Source organism: Bacillus cereus group sp. MYBK220-1 (assembly GCF_051916445.1).
Taxonomy (GTDB): domain Bacteria; phylum Bacillota; class Bacilli; order Bacillales; family Bacillaceae_G; genus Bacillus_A; species Bacillus_A cereus.
In genome coordinates this window covers 42,239-57,098 of the sequence record NZ_JBQAGQ010000007.1, presented here as the reverse complement: position 1 = coordinate 57,098, position 14,860 = coordinate 42,239, and the positions used below count along the sequence as shown (strand labels likewise).

Sequence of the window (14,860 nt, the reverse complement as noted above, 5' to 3'; positions counted from 1 at the left end):
AAATAAAATAGCCTATTTACAAAACTGAACGTTTAGTATATATTTTAGTTAATTAATAAACTGAACGTTTAGTTTATTAATTGTTAAGGAATCTTGTAATGGCCATGTCTTTATCTAAGTTACAAAATACACCAAGGTAATTCTGAAATAAAAGTATGGGGGGAAATAGTTATGTCTAATGTTAAAAATAAAGCAAGTGATAAGGAAATTTCATCGGGTTTAATCATTCTTCTGGCAACCGCATGTGGTATCATCGTAGCTAATCTTTATTATGCGCAGCCTTTAATTGGATTAATTAGTAATGTAATTGGTCTTTCTAATAGTAGTGCTGGATTAATTGTAACGCTAACCCAGATTGGATATGTTGTTGGCTTACTATTTCTTGTACCATTGGGGGATATTGTTGAGAATAAAAAATTGATAATTATATTGTTATTACTAAGTGCAGTTGCTCTAACTGCCACAGTTTTTGTAAAGAGCGCAATCATGTTATTAGTAGCTTCATTCTTTATCGGACTGGGGTCGGTCGCAGCGCAAGTGCTCGTACCTTTTGTATCATACCTTTCATCGGAAGATGCACGCGGTCGTGTAGTTGGTAATGTTATGAGTGGCCTGTTATTAGGTATTATGCTTGCGCGTCCGATATCTAGTTTAGTAGCTGATATCTGGGGATGGAATTCAATATTTGCTTTATCTGCTACTATAATCATTGTCTTGTCGTTTGTATTATCGAAGGTACTCCCTACTAGGAAACCAACGGAAAAAACAAATTATACCGCCTTACTTAGTTCAATGTGGAAACTACTACGAACTACTCCAATTTTACGCCGTCGTGCCATTTATCATGCTTGTGTATTTGGGGCTTTCAGCTTATTCTGGACCACTGTTCCATTATTATTATCTAGTCCTGCTTTTCATTTTTCTCAGACTGCCATAGCATTATATGCACTTGTCGGAATTACAGGTGCAATAGCCGCTCCAATAGGTGGTCGTCTAGCTGATCTTGGCTGGACACGACCTGCCACTGGGATAGCTCTCACTGTTGCTATTATTTCTTTATTACTACCACTTATTATTCAAAGTAGTTCGCCCATCGGAATAGCTGTTTTAGTAATTGCTGCAATTCTGTTGGATATGGGAGTATCTGCAAACCTTGTGCTTAGCCAACGTTTAATTTTCTCGTTGAGTCCAGAAATTCGTAGTCGATTAAATGGGCTATTTATGGCTATTTTCTTTTTAGGAGGTGCTGTTGGATCCTTTATTGGAGGATGGGCATATGCCTTAGGAGGATGGAATCTAACATTATGGATAGGAATCGCTTTTCCGACCATAGCCTTACTTTATTTTGCCACAGAAAAATAGTTCTATAGTAAAATTTTAGCAGTCAGGATACTGACTGCTAAAATTTAATTATCTGAGATTTAAAAATTATTTAGGAATTGTATTAAGCTTTTGTTGCAGATTTCAAGTTTTTAAAGACTTCTAAATTCTAGTTAGAGAAGTATGAAATAGAAGTGATGGGACGTCAGGGAACAGGAAATCAAGAGCCAATTATCCAAAGATGGATGCCGGCTGCAAATGTATACTTTTTGGATCATCATGTAACATAAAAAGCCTCTTTTTAGTCTATAAATATTTTATAATGAGTGTACATTTCTTTGGTGTACCTGTAAATTGTAACTGTTCTTCAGATAATTCATAGCATTTTACTTGTTTTTTAAATCGTTCTTCAAATAACCCCATAATGTCCGCCTATTAATTCTCCCCGTTTGTTGAATAACTCTATCTCAAATGTTATACCTTTATATGGAAAAAGTTGATACCCTCGTATTTGAGAATATCAACTTTCATTTTTATGTAACTTTATAATATAAAAAAGAACTTTATTTCCATTAAACAGCTTCGTTGCTATAAAAGGCAAAAATTTCGTTCTGGGGGGATTTTGTTTTGTTAGCTTGATGGCAATGGGCTTCAGGCAGAAAACGTTTTAAAAAAAGAGACAAAAAGATTTAGATCTAGAATTAGGTCTAATTGAGTTACAGAATCTCTAATTTAAAGGGATCCTTGTATTGTTAAGGCCTCTATTTCATTTTATTAATTAGTATGATATACCATCACAGCACCAGAAAGACTAATATAAGCTAGTATCCATACAATAAAAAACGTTATCATTTTTAATCTATCCTGTTTAGAAATGAAAACGCTTTTTTGTACTTAAAGGTATTAAAATTTCTTAAGTTGATGGGCATGTAGGGTGCCCCCTATATGGTGGAGATAGAATCGTAGCGGATAAAATAGGAGAAAAACTAAATGGCCTAAAAGTATTGTATTTTAATATTAAAATTTCAAGGGTAGTCAACTATATAAAATGTAACACTGACGTTCCAGGGGATTATGTTGAATAAAATAATGAGGAGAGATGGTTTATGTCTATATTATTTTCTCTTCCAATTACTATATATTTTTAGCATACTATTAACTATAAGGAGGGAGTGCAGAAATGGAAGAAAAGAAAGTGACGTGGTTAGAACTCTTTTATGATTTGTTATTTGTGGCGGCAGTGACGGCTGCGACTCATGTTTTACTTCATGTTGAAGATGGTCAAATCCATGCAGAGTATTTAGTAAAATTTGTCTTAATTTTTATTCCAATCTGGTGGGCTTGGGTAGGGCAAACCATCTTTGTTAACCGGTTTGGAAAAGATTTATTTCATCAAAGAATTTTTTTGATCCTGCAAATGTTTTTTGTCCTAATAATGACATCAAGCTTATCAGCTGATTTTGATCCTTATTATCTTTCTTTTTTAATTGGCTATATTGGCTTAAGGGTCGTGACTGCAATTCAATATCTTGTTGTCCAGCGTATAGAAGAGGGGGATCGAAAAAAAGCTGCACTCTTTTTAGGAAGATATTTTTGGATTGGAATCGTTATTTCATTATTATCCGTCTTTTTTGATTCTTGGATTCGATATGCTGTGTTATATTTTGGGATTCTTATCGATATTATTGTCCCACTGCTTGGAAGGAAGTGTTTAGAAAAGGTTCCTACAAATACAGCCCACTTGTTAGAGAGATTTGGTCTATTCTCCATCATTCTCTTTGGGGAAGCTCTTGTAAGCACTCTTGTGGTCATTCAACCTAAACAAGGAAATTGGGATTCAATAAGCTTTGCGATCATTTCATTTATCCTCATTATTTCGATGTGGTGGCAATATTTCGATAACATGGAGAAGAAACTCGACAAGTCAAGACAAACTTCTGGTCAAATTATTATTTACGGTCATCTATTTATTTTAATGTCTTTGAGTATGGTTGCAGCATCCATTAGATTATTATTTTTACATGAGGTCTATTATTCTTTTATCTTATATTTTGTTTTTGGTTCTGTATTGCTCTATTTTCTGTCAACTACAATTGTTTTTCATCAATACAGGTTTGAACAACACCGCTTGAACATTTATCATTTATGCTTGTTTTTAGGAATTTTAGCAGTCTTTTTTGTTATTAATTTAATTATAGTAGTGCCGAATATTGTGATAATAGGACAATTAACCTTATTTTTTATCATCTATGCTAAATTAACAAGCACATAAATAAAAGAATCAAATAAATTAGTATCAAACTATAATACTGGTTTATATATATATTGGTAAATTTTATATTTATATTAAATCTTATAATTCACGGTGACTCTGATGCAACTGTATCTTTTGAGTTAAGTGGAAAACGCACATATGATTCCATTCCTGATAGTAAACTTGCTCTAATACAGGATGTCCTCATGGATTAAACGCAATTCATGCAAAAGAATGTACTGAACATTACCAATTCAAAAGTTGGTTATTCTATATTACTAAATAAGTATTTATTCATAGGTAGCAGATCGTGTTTTTATGTTTGGGAGTAAAACTAGATAATTTTTAAATGTAGTATAGTAATGATATCAATGACATAATAGGATTATCAAATAGCAGTACATAACTATTTATTGATTAAAAACAGTGTCATTAATGATATAGGAGGATTAAATGTATAAATTATTGATTGTAGAAGATGAAATGAATATTGCAAGCACACTTAAAGATCATCTTGAAAAATACGGTTATCACTGTCTTGTTGTAGAAAATTTCCAAAAGGTACTTGAGTATTTCCATGAATTTCAACCCCATTTAGTTATAATGGATGTTACTCTTCCTGCATTTGATGGTTATTATTGGTGTCGTAAAATAAGACAAATATCAAAATGTCCAATTGTGATTCTTTCTGCTCGTATGAATGAATCAGATCAAGTTTATGGGATAGAAAATGGCGCTGATGATTTCATTACAAAGCCTTTTTTATTAGGAGTTGTACTTGCAAAAATAAACGGACAAATTCGTCGTGTTTATGGAGAGTATGCAAAGAATGAACACATTCGAATTTTAAAACAAGGGAATACCATTTTAAATATGGATACCGTGCGACTGCATACCTTAAAAAAAGAAGAACCATTAACGGTAAAAGAACTTCAACTTTTTGTAATGTTTTTTGAAGCGTACCCTAATGTTGTAACAAGGCAGCAACTACTCACGGCTATTTGGGATGAGGAAGAATTTGTTGAGGAAAATACATTAACAGTAAATATTGCAAGACTACGTAAGAAATTAGAAGGCATTAATTCTGATTTAGAAATAAATACTATACGAGGAATTGGATATCAGTTAACGGAGAGATTAATATGAAATTATTTTTAAAAGATCATATTAGCTTTATTATTCTTTATATTATTACATTTATTAGTCTGCCAATTATTATTCATCAATTAGATGGATTCGAAAATCATTACGCTTATTTTATCTTTTTAGCTCTTTCTTTATTAGTCACTTTACTTATTTTTCGTTATTTATGTCGCAAGAAAATGTACCAACATCTTGAAAGAACGGATATAAGTTTTGATAATATCTCTATTTACCAACCGATTTCTCCGATTGAACGAGCATATGCAAAGAAAATGAGAAACGTTCAATCTTTATTTCTTTCAAAAGAAGATGATTATAAGAATTCTTTAAAAGATCAGCAATTAATGATTTCTCATGCTGTTCATCAAATGAAAACCCCTCTTTCTGTTATCCAATTACTTATACAATCAAATCAATGGAAAGAACCAAGTACCATGGTCGAATGGCAAAAGGTAAAAATTGAATGCGATAAACTCAATTTCTCATTAAATCAATTATTAACATATAGCCGTTCAACCAAATTATTAGCTGATATAAAGATAGAAGGTATTTTTTTAAAACATGTAGTACAGGAAGTTATTAATGATTTAAGAGACTATTTTATAGAGGAAGAAATTTTTCCTAAAAGTAATATACCAGAACACATACTGTTATACTCAGACCGGAAATGGATTAAGGTGGTTATATATCAGCTATTAAGTAATGCTGTCAAATATGGAGATAAAAACTCTTCAATTATAATTTCTTACGAAAATGAGAAATTACTTATTAAAAATGAAGGAGAAACAATACCTGAAAGTGAAATAAAGCGTGTATTTGAGTTGTTTTATACAGGAACAAAGGGGCGTATAAAAGGTGAAGCAACTGGTATCGGTCTTTATATAGTGAAAAGCATATTAACTACATTAAATCATCCATACTTTTTATACTCTAACAATAATGAAACAATATTTACAATTGAATTTACAGGCAATATTGAGACGGCTGCTAAATAAGGTAGCCGTTTTAAATGTGACAATTTTGTCATATTGCTGTCACTTTGAGAGATGTTAAGAAATAAAAAAGCCACTTATAATTCAATACTGTAAGATACAAGGGAGTGAAACATAATGTCAAAAACTATTTTAGATGTAAAAGACCTTCAAAAAGAATACAATGGAGAAATTGTCTATAAAGCATTGAAGGGTATTGATTTTAAATTAGAAAGTAATGAATTTGTTGCAGTCATGGGACCTTCGGGAAGTGGCAAAACAACATTTCTTAATTGTATTTCAACAATTGATCAACCCACAACTGGATCCGTTAAAATCAATTCAAAAAACCCTTATGAATTAAGTGATGATGGACTAGCAAAGTTTCGACGCAAAGAATTAGGTTTTGTCTTTCAAGACTTTAATCTTGTTCATACCTTAACAGTAGAGGAAAATATTTTATTACCTTTAGTACTTGATTCTGTAGAAGCTGTTGAGATGAACAAACGTTTAGAGAAAGTTGCAATGTTTTTGGGGATTAAAGAAATTTTAAAAAAGCGTACATTTGAAATTTCAGGTGGACAAAAACAGCGTGTGGCAATCGCTCGAGCTGTTATTCACGAACCAGGATTATTGTTGGCTGATGAGCCAACAGGTAACTTGGATTCTAAAGCAGTAAATGATGTAATGAATTTGTTTGAGTCAATTAATAAGACGTTTAACACAGCAATTTTAATGGTGACACATGATCCTTATGTGGCAAGTTTTGCACATCGAGTTATCTTTATAAAAGATGGGATTCTTTATAATGAAGTGTATCGTGGAAATAATAAAAAGAAGTTTTATCAGGAAATCATGGACACTCTTACATTTTTAGGTGGTGGCCAGTATGAGTTTTAATCATATTGTCTTTCAAAACATTTTACGTGACAAGTGGACATATATTTCTTACTTTTTAAGCAGTGTATTTTCTATTTTAATATTTTTCTTATTTTCAATAATAGCATTTCATCCGATGGCTAAGGTTATCCAGATAGGAAGTACACTTAGTCTCGGAATGATTCTTATGAGTTTTATTGTTTACATTTTTTCGTTTCTGTTTATTTTCTATTCGATGTTTTCGTTCTTGAAAAAGAAAACAAAAAACCTTGGTATTTTTATGATTACTGGAGCATCTATGAAACAAGTACGAAAAATGATGTTCAGAGAAAATATGATTATTGCTGGTGCAGCAATTTTCACAGCGATTGTGTTGGGGCTTGTAATTGCTCCTTTGTTTTTAATGGTTACTAAAACGGTTTTAGATGCAAATAGCTTTGGTATGTATATACCGGTACAAGCCGTAGGATTAACGATTGTTCTATTTACAATTCTATTCTTGTTAGTCTCTAAATTTATTACACGTTTTATTAACAAAGAAGAAGCTGTTCATCTTTTAAAAGCAGATGTAACACAAGAAAAGTTAATAGAACCTGCACCATGGAAGTTATTACTTTCTATGATAACGAGTGGATTTTTAGTATTTTCACTTATGTCAGAAATGAATTGGATTGAATCGTACGGAATGGTATTTTATATTTTATTCTTTATAAGTTCCCTATTGGCCATATATTTTATTATAACGCAGGGAATTCTGTTTTCAATTCGTGTCTTACAAAAACGACCATCATACTTAAAAAAAACAAATATGCTTTACATTTCAAACTTAAAAGCAAAAGGACGCTCTCATGCACAGCTTATTTACTTATTAACTATCCTATTGTTAGGAGTGTTTTTATGTGCAATTTTACTGTACAGTTCTTATTACAATACAGATAAGGTAGCAGAGTCTAAATCTCCTTATAGCTTCCAATATATATCATTACCAGAAAATACAACGGAAAAGGAAGACATTTCATTTATTGAAGCTACATTATCAAAAGACGGAAGTTATGATGCATATTATTCAGCTTTTAAAACAGATCAACAAAGAAATATCGGTTTTATGTCAGTTTCGAATTATAATGCATTGGGCTTTCATAAAACAATTTCACTAAAGGATAATGAATACTATGTTGCAGCTGGAAATTACTACGAACTTCCAAACACTGACCTAATTCATGAATACCCGTTTCCAGTTGAAAAGCTTAAATATGCGGGTTTTGAGAAACGAAACATTTTAATGACAGGTCACCAAAGGGTATACTATATTGTCCCTGATACGATTTATGAAAAAATCGATTATCCTGTATTAAAAGTATTTGCATATGAACTTAGGGATTGGTCAGAAAAGTTCGCCTTATCAGAAACGATTTTCTCTAAGGTTTCACCAACACCGAATAAACACCAAATTTTTTCTAAAATTGATATAAATAAGACTGAAAAAGCTACAGCAAGCTTGTTCTTTTTTATTGGCTTTATGATGAGCCTTATATTTTTGAGCGCAGCAATGAGTATTCTGTATTTCTATCTGCAAACGTCAATTGAAAGAGAAAAAGAAAAATATGCAGGAATTCGAAAAATCGGTTTTTCTGTAAAAGAATTAGCTTCTGTTGTGACTAAGGAGTTAACAACATTAATCTTTATCCCATTTGCACTTGCAGCTGTTCTTTTATGTGGGACCACAATTGGGCTAAGTAAACATTTTTCACCAGCTATTTACGGGGTTACAGCAATAGGGGTTGGAGTATTTTTAATGTTATTTGTGATAAGCTTTTTCGTTATTCGACAAAGTTATTTGAAAAAACTAATGAATTAAAAATATGTGCTTTTAATTGTTAAGCTATATAGTCTAAGTATAATAAATTAAGTTTATATGAGTTTTTAATATTCAGGAGGTTCTCTTTTTACAAAAACCTCCTGTAAATACAATTATTACTTTTTATGAAAGTATATTAGTTATGTAAGAAAACAAAAGAGTGTTTGCAAAAGGTTAATGGTATCATGTAAAGTGGAGGTTTTAGATTTTATGAGGTTAAATGCTTTTCAATTAAAGATTTTTGCAATGATCCTTATGGTCATTGATCACGTGTATGCTTATATTCCTGGTATGCCAATGTGGATGCATCATCCAGGACGTATTGTAGCACCTATTTTCTTCTACTTTGTAGTGGAAGGGTTCTTTTATACAAGAAATCGTAAAAAGTATGCTACACGTATATTTATATGGGCAGCGATTATGTTTGCGGGTTCAGCTCTAATTCAGTACATATTCCCAAGGGAAAGTGGACTTCACAATAATATTTTCTTGTCACTTGGAATGAGTATTGTTTTACTTTGTATGATTGATTATACGAAACGTACAAAAAACTATTTATTAGGAATTCCCGCTACGATTATTGTGGCTACATTAGGAATGTTTACAGAAGCAAGTTTTATGGGCGTCATCATGACATTAATCTTCTATTTCTTTAAAGAAAAGAAAATATGGTTAATTATCACATATGTATTACTTTCATTACCGGAAGTTCCAACGTTACTTATGGCGGGAGAAATTTTCACGGATATGGGTTTATTTGGTTATAATAACCAATGGATGATGGTATTCGCTTTACCATTCTTCTTTTTATACAATGGAGAACGTGGTTTAAATAATAGACTTACAAAATATATGTTTTATATTTTCTATCCGGTTCATTTATGGATTATCTATACAGTTGGCTATTTTGTGGGTAAATAAAGAAAAAGCTTTGCATAATATGCAAAGCTTTTTCTTCTATTCTAGTATTCTCACTTTACATAGTAACTTGTCTTCCCATAAAGAACAAAACCTTGTATATAAACTTTTTCATCCTATTCATATATGTGTTGTTACTCTTACTCAACACATAAGTTTGAAATTTCCTTCCAGGCATACGCAACATCCTCTACTACTGTTCCTCCAAACGTACTAGTCCTTTGAATATATTCTTTTCCTCCCATACGTTCATAAAAACCAAGTCCAGATTTATTTTGTTTCATTACCCAAACCATCATAGAATAAATACCTTTTTCTTTAAAATGCTTAGCGATAGCTGAAATAAGCTGCCTACCAACACCTAATCCTCTACATTCCTGTAAGAGATAAAGCGAATATAGTTCTCCATCAAAATTCTTCTCATTAATACGTTTACCTGATGCAAAACCTATAATATTCCCTGTATCATTAATCGCAACATAAATAAAAGGTTCATTTTCGTTATTTAAAAAATCAATCCATCTTTTTGCTGCATCTTCGTACGATAATTTATCCAGATAATCGTCAGGTACTAGACCACGATAAGTAGTCCTCCAACTATTAACATAAACCTTTGAAACGCCCTTTACTTCTTCTTTATTTGCTTTCCTAATTTCCAAGTTAAGTGCCTCCAATGTAAAACAGTAAAATAATAAAATTTATTATAACATTCTTTCTTCAATCCCAGTTGGCTTAATAAGTGTTATTCTATAATATGGCTCGTTTGCGGAACAAAAAAATCCTGCATATCATACAGGACTTTTAATCAAACTTTATTATAAAATATCCGACTTTATTTTAAATCAAAAACAATGAAATATTTATTAGATATACCAAGGATTTTTACAAAGAGATAATAGGCAAAAAACTCATTTTAAATAACGTTGGAAATAAAAGTAAGTATATGACCTGTTTTTACACGTATCTCGGTTGTAACCCAAATAGAATGAATTACAATGTAAAAATGTGATTACCTCATTAGCGTTATATTGACGAATAACAGGGTTCTCGCCACATCACCATCAAGCTAATATTTTAAAGTACTCCCAAAATAAAATTGTTATCTCTCTACAGTTATTTATGTGAATTCAGCTCGTTTTTTGTTTTGGGTGAAAATTATTTTTTAACTTGATGGCAATGTGGTGCTACCCCTTAATGCTCAAGTGGCGAAATCTTTTACTGAAAAAATTTTATTATTATTACTTTTTTAAATTATGTATATTTATATATTTAAAAAATAAATATCGTATATTCCAGATTATTATTATACAATATATCAATTGAACTATATATGGGAATGGAGAGTTTTTAGTTGGAATTATTGAGAAACAGTAAGATTGGTACAAAACTAAACATACTAATAGGTATATCAAGTATTGCCTGTATAGTATTATCCCTAATAGGATTTTGGGGATTAGAAAGAGGAAAGAGTGCTTCTTCTAATATGTATGAAGATAATTTAAAATCAGTTGATTGGATAGGGACGATAGAATCTAACTTTTATCATGTTAATATGAATTTTATGGAAATAATGGTATCCAAAGATGAAAAAAGAATGAACGATTTGATAAAAGAGATGGATGTAATTCGTAAAGAAAATGATCAGTTATTAAAGCTGTTCGAAACTAAAGTTAGTTCAAATAAAGAAAAAGAGCTATTTAGCAAATTTCAGGAAGAGTTTAATGAATTAAGAACACAGATGAAAAAGGCACAAGAATTAGGGAAATCTAATAATGAAGAAGCCTACGCTTATTATCTAAAAGAAATCGAACCCAATATGCAAAAAACAATCCAGTCCATTCGTGAACTAATTGTATATAACAGTAATAATGCAGAGCAGTTACAACAAGTTAACAATAACAGTGCTCAAAATACAATGATAATGTTTGTAGGCCTTTCAATTTTAGCAATTATCATAGTTATATTGATTGGATATCTTATTAAGTTAACTATACGACAACCACTATTATTATTGCAAAATGATATGAAGAAAGTAGCTGCTGGTGATTTAACAATACGTACTTCTTATAAAGCAAATAATGAGCTAGGAAATATAGTACAGTCTTTTAATAGTATGTTAAATAATCTACAACAATTAATTGCAAGTGTTAAATCGACAACACAAGAAGTTATTTCTTCTACGGAGGGTGTTTTACAAGACACAATGCGAGCATCTAATATTTCGAATGAGGTTGTTCAGACTATTTCTGAAGTAAAAGTAAAAATAGCAGGACAGGTAACTAGCATTCAAGAGAGTTCATCTTCAATGGATGAAATAACAATTGGTGTGCAAACTGTAGCTGAATCTTCAGCTGTAGTTGCTGAGGTAGCAGTAACTACCACAGAACAAATACATATTGGTAGTGAAGTGATAAAGCACTCAATTCTTCAAATGAACAGTGTTCATGATGTCGTGGAGGAAACATCAAAAGTAATAGATAGACTTGTTACACGTACACAACAGATTGATACAGCTCTGAATGCAATCACTAATATTGCCGAGCAAACTAACCTTCTAGCCTTAAACGCTGCTATTGAAGCAGCACGTGCTGGAGAGAATGGGAAAGGGTTTGCAGTGGTTGCAGCAGAAGTGAGGGATTTGGCTGAAAAGTCTAAAGAATCCGCGAATGAAATTAACCATTTAGTCAAATCTATTCAACAAGATACTCAAGACACAGTTCATGTCATGCAAAAAGGAGAACAAAAGGCAGCAGAAGGAAAGGAAGCGGCTCACCAAGCAGATCAAACATTCTCATCTATTATGAGAGATATTGACAAAATCACAAGTCAAATTCAAGAAGTCTCTGCAGCAACAGAAGAGATGTCTGCCGGCACAGAAGAAGTAAATGCGTCTCTTTCACTAGTAGCTGATACTGCAACACAAGTAGAAAGAGAAACAATTCAAACAGTACAATCAATTCAATCACAAGCAGTTTCAATTCAAAAAATTGCAAATCAATCCAACAAGATGAAAGAAAAGGTGAATGCATTAACAGAATTGCTTTCTAAATTTATTATTGAAGAGTAAAAAAACGAGAAATAAAATATATTATATAAAAAAGTACAGGTCCTTAATTAAAGACTTGTACTTTTTTATTATGAATAACTGTAAGTTGTGAAATAAATTTCTATTTTGTAAACAATTGTGAACAGAATTTTAATTTTTTGTTTTGTTTATTTTTTCTGAATAATATATATTGACAAAATAATGGTAGCGATATAGAATTGGTTTTGTTCACCGGTGAACATTATGTGTTTTTTTGTTTAGTATTATTTTTATTCACCATTTCTAACATCAAGATATTCTATCTCTTATTTTATGTAGTTTGAAGTATTATTGGTTACTTAAAATCAATAAAACGGTTTATATTGATAAAATTATTTAAAGGGATGATTGTATGACGAATGCTATAGCGGTAAGAAATGTACGAAAGTTTAGTTCTCAACCCTTATCTACTAATTGTGCTGAAATATTAAAACGTAGTAAGCATGCAATAATAGGTATTAGTCCGTTTAATAGTAGATTTTCTGATGAATATATTAATAGACTTATTGAATGGGCATTACATACTTTTGATGATGTTAGTGTTTTATTAGCTGGAAAAGAAGCTGCAAATTTACTTGAGGCTTTAGGAACACCAAAAGGTAAAGCGGAAAGAAAGGTTAGGAAAGAAGTATCTCGTAATAGAAGATCAGCTGAAAAGGCACTTAAAGAGCATGGTGGTAATGTAAACGCTATTCATACTTTTTCTGATTTTAATGACAACAATGCATATAGCTGCATGAGGGCAGAAGCAGAACATATTTTTTTAAGCGAAACTGATTTTCGAAATGCTTGCTTAGAAATGTCACATGCAGCCATCTTAGGTAGGGCAAGGGGTACTAATATAGATATTGATCAAATATCAAATGACATGCTAAATATTGCAGTAGAATATGTAATTGCAGAACTCCCATTTTTCATTGGCGGAGCTGAAATTTTAGGAGCTCAAGAAGCTGTACTTATTTATCACAAACCATGGGAGCTTGGTGAACAGATAGTTCGAAATGATTTTTCTATCAAGATGAAACCAAATCAAGGATATTTAATGGTTCAAGAATTGGAAGATTTATCTTAGCAAATAGTAAGTATCCAATACAAGGGGGAAGAAATATGTCAAATACTATACAAACGGTAAATATATTAACAGAGGAATTTCAAGAAAATCCATATAAGTATTTTTCATACCTACGTCAGAATGACCCAGTACATTACGAAGGTGAGATTGATAGTTATTTTATTAGCAGATATCAAGATGTCCGTAATATATTGAATGATACTGAAACATTTACAACAAAATCATTAGCTGAACGTGCTGAGCCAGTAATGCGTGGACCAGTATTAGCACAAATGCGTGGAAAAGAGCATGTTGCGAAAAGAAAAATTGTTTTAAGAAGTTTTATGGGAGATGCTTTACAAAAATTAATGCCTTTAATTAAAAAGAATGCAGAAGATTTACTATTTCCACACCTTCCAAATGGAAAGATAGATTTAATTAATGATTTTGGCAGAACATTTGCTGTTTATGTAACAATGGATATGATTGGATTAGATAAGAAAGATCATAAGAAGATAGGAGAATGGCATAGCAGTGTAGCTGACTTTATTACCAGTATAAATCAACCACCAGAGGCAAAAAAACATTCTCTTTGGTGCAGTGAACAGTTAGCTAATTATTTAGAACCAATTATTAAAGAGCGAAGATTAAACCCACAGGAAGACTTAATTTCTAAATTATGCAGTGCAAAATATGAAGGAATAGCTATGACTGATACTGATATTCTAGCATTGATTTTAAATATATTATTAGCTGCAACAGAACCTGGTGATAAGACTCTTGCTTTATTAATTTATAATTTAATTAACCAACCGAAACAACTGCAAGATGTATTAAGTGATCGTTCATTAGTACCATTAGCTATTGCAGAAACTTTACGTTACAATCCACCAGTGCAATTGATCCCACGTCAATTGTCAAAAGATACGGAAATAAGTGGTATCCAACTATCCAAAGGAACTACGGTATTTTGTATGATTGGTGCAGCGAACCGTGACCCTAATGCATTTGAAAGACCTGATGAATTCAACATTTATCGTCCGGATCTTGATATTAAAAAGGCATTTAGTGGTGCTGCAAGACATCTTGCATTCGGATCAGGTATTCATAATTGCGTAGGGGCAGCGTTTGCGAAATCAGAAATTGAAATAGTTGTAAATGTAGTCTTAGATAATATGAAAAATATTAAATTAGAAGAAGATTTTCAATATGTTGAAAAAGGACTTTATACACGTGGACCTATTTCCATGCCTATTCTTTTTGATAAGTTAGTTTAAAAAAACATGGCTATTTTAGTTATTAATATAATTCAATTTTTACTAAGGGGCTAAAACCCCTTAGTTTTTCTATTTTTATGAGAAGGTCAACACATATACCTTCT

11 protein-coding genes and 2 pseudogenes are annotated in these 14,860 nt (G+C 31.5%); 12 read left to right on the top strand and 1 reads right to left on the bottom strand.

All coding sequences use genetic code 11. The features are described 5' to 3' along the window. The first annotated feature begins 171 nt into the window (after nucleotides 1–171). The 9 genes and pseudogenes from ACTFRU_RS23155 (at nucleotide 172) to ACTFRU_RS23115 (ending at nucleotide 9,346) form a co-directional block, all read left to right on the top strand. Nucleotides 172–1,362 carry an MFS transporter gene (locus ACTFRU_RS23155; RefSeq protein ID WP_440037903.1) on the top strand — a complete coding sequence of 397 codons (1,191 nt, stop codon included), beginning with the start codon at nucleotides 172–174 and terminating at the stop codon, nucleotides 1,360–1,362. 107 nt (nucleotides 1,363–1,469) lie between these two features. Further along, nucleotides 1,470–1,595 (top strand): annotated as a pseudogene (locus ACTFRU_RS23150) (VOC family protein); the annotation flags it as partial. Nucleotides 1,596–2,500: 905 nt separating this feature from the next. Then, nucleotides 2,501–3,592: a low temperature requirement protein A gene (locus tag ACTFRU_RS23145; protein ID WP_048538616.1), complete on the top strand. Its 1,092-nt coding sequence runs from the start codon at nucleotides 2,501–2,503 to the stop codon at nucleotides 3,590–3,592. 71 nt (nucleotides 3,593–3,663) lie between these two features. Continuing rightward, nucleotides 3,664–3,860 (top strand): annotated as a pseudogene (locus tag ACTFRU_RS23140) (hypothetical protein); the annotation flags it as partial. A 167-nt stretch (nucleotides 3,861–4,027) separates the two neighbouring features. Then, nucleotides 4,028–4,720, top strand: a complete 693-nt coding sequence (locus ACTFRU_RS23135) for a response regulator transcription factor (RefSeq protein ID WP_071680125.1) — start codon at nucleotides 4,028–4,030, stop codon at nucleotides 4,718–4,720. Next, nucleotides 4,717–5,712, top strand: coding sequence for a sensor histidine kinase (locus ACTFRU_RS23130; protein WP_440037902.1), 996 nt, complete (start codon nucleotides 4,717–4,719; stop codon nucleotides 5,710–5,712). The genes ACTFRU_RS23135 and ACTFRU_RS23130 overlap by 4 nt, the downstream gene beginning before the upstream one ends. Nucleotides 5,713–5,826: 114 nt before the next feature. Continuing rightward, entirely contained in the window at nucleotides 5,827–6,588 is a 762-nt protein-coding gene (locus tag ACTFRU_RS23125; RefSeq protein WP_042514298.1) for an ABC transporter ATP-binding protein, read from the top strand. Beyond that, nucleotides 6,578–8,425: an ABC transporter permease gene (locus tag ACTFRU_RS23120; protein WP_326038731.1), complete on the top strand. Its 1,848-nt coding sequence runs from the start codon at nucleotides 6,578–6,580 to the stop codon at nucleotides 8,423–8,425. Before ACTFRU_RS23125 ends, ACTFRU_RS23120 begins: the two co-directional genes overlap by 11 nt. A 210-nt stretch (nucleotides 8,426–8,635) precedes the next feature. Beyond that, nucleotides 8,636–9,346 carry a TraX family protein gene (locus tag ACTFRU_RS23115; RefSeq protein WP_071729441.1) on the top strand — a complete coding sequence of 237 codons (711 nt, stop codon included), beginning with the start codon at nucleotides 8,636–8,638 and terminating at the stop codon, nucleotides 9,344–9,346. 137 nt (nucleotides 9,347–9,483) lie between these two features. Here the strand turns inward: ACTFRU_RS23115 and ACTFRU_RS23110 are convergent, their stop codons facing one another. Beyond that, nucleotides 9,484–10,002: an N-acetyltransferase family protein gene (locus tag ACTFRU_RS23110; protein ID WP_440037901.1), complete on the bottom strand. Its 519-nt coding sequence runs from the start codon at nucleotides 10,000–10,002 to the stop codon at nucleotides 9,484–9,486. A 692-nt stretch (nucleotides 10,003–10,694) separates the two neighbouring features. On the opposite strand from ACTFRU_RS23110, the gene ACTFRU_RS23105 reads away from it, so the two are divergent. The 3 genes from ACTFRU_RS23105 (at nucleotide 10,695) to ACTFRU_RS23095 (ending at nucleotide 14,756) form a co-directional block, all read left to right on the top strand. Next, complete coding sequence (locus ACTFRU_RS23105; protein WP_440037900.1) at nucleotides 10,695–12,410, top strand: methyl-accepting chemotaxis protein; 1,716 nt, start codon at nucleotides 10,695–10,697, stop codon at nucleotides 12,408–12,410. Nucleotides 12,411–12,780: 370 nt separating this feature from the next. Continuing rightward, nucleotides 12,781–13,500: a tRNA-dependent cyclodipeptide synthase gene (locus ACTFRU_RS23100; protein WP_069604038.1), complete on the top strand. Its 720-nt coding sequence runs from the start codon at nucleotides 12,781–12,783 to the stop codon at nucleotides 13,498–13,500. 35 nt (nucleotides 13,501–13,535) lie between these two features. Beyond that, complete coding sequence (locus ACTFRU_RS23095) at nucleotides 13,536–14,756, top strand: cytochrome P450, cyclodipeptide synthase-associated (RefSeq protein ID WP_440037899.1); 1,221 nt, start codon at nucleotides 13,536–13,538, stop codon at nucleotides 14,754–14,756. The last annotated feature ends 104 nt before the right edge of the window (nucleotides 14,757–14,860 follow it).

Excerpts from the sequence above, each read along its gene's own strand:
- ACTFRU_RS23130 (WP_440037902.1), top strand. The coding sequence starts at position 4,717 with ATGAAATTATTTTTAAAAGATCATATTAGCTTTATTATTCTTTATATT.
- ACTFRU_RS23145 (WP_048538616.1), top strand. The coding sequence starts at position 2,501 with ATGGAAGAAAAGAAAGTGACGTGGTTAGAACTCTTTTATGATTTGTTA.
- ACTFRU_RS23135 (WP_071680125.1), top strand. The coding sequence starts at position 4,028 with ATGTATAAATTATTGATTGTAGAAGATGAAATGAATATTGCAAGCACA.
- ACTFRU_RS23120 (WP_326038731.1), top strand. The coding sequence starts at position 6,578 with ATGAGTTTTAATCATATTGTCTTTCAAAACATTTTACGTGACAAGTGG.
- ACTFRU_RS23115 (WP_071729441.1), top strand. The coding sequence starts at position 8,636 with ATGAGGTTAAATGCTTTTCAATTAAAGATTTTTGCAATGATCCTTATG.
- ACTFRU_RS23095 (WP_440037899.1), top strand. The coding sequence starts at position 13,536 with ATGTCAAATACTATACAAACGGTAAATATATTAACAGAGGAATTTCAA.
- ACTFRU_RS23125 (WP_042514298.1), top strand. The coding sequence starts at position 5,827 with ATGTCAAAAACTATTTTAGATGTAAAAGACCTTCAAAAAGAATACAAT.
- ACTFRU_RS23155 (WP_440037903.1), top strand. The coding sequence starts at position 172 with ATGTCTAATGTTAAAAATAAAGCAAGTGATAAGGAAATTTCATCGGGT.
- ACTFRU_RS23100 (WP_069604038.1), top strand. The coding sequence starts at position 12,781 with ATGACGAATGCTATAGCGGTAAGAAATGTACGAAAGTTTAGTTCTCAA.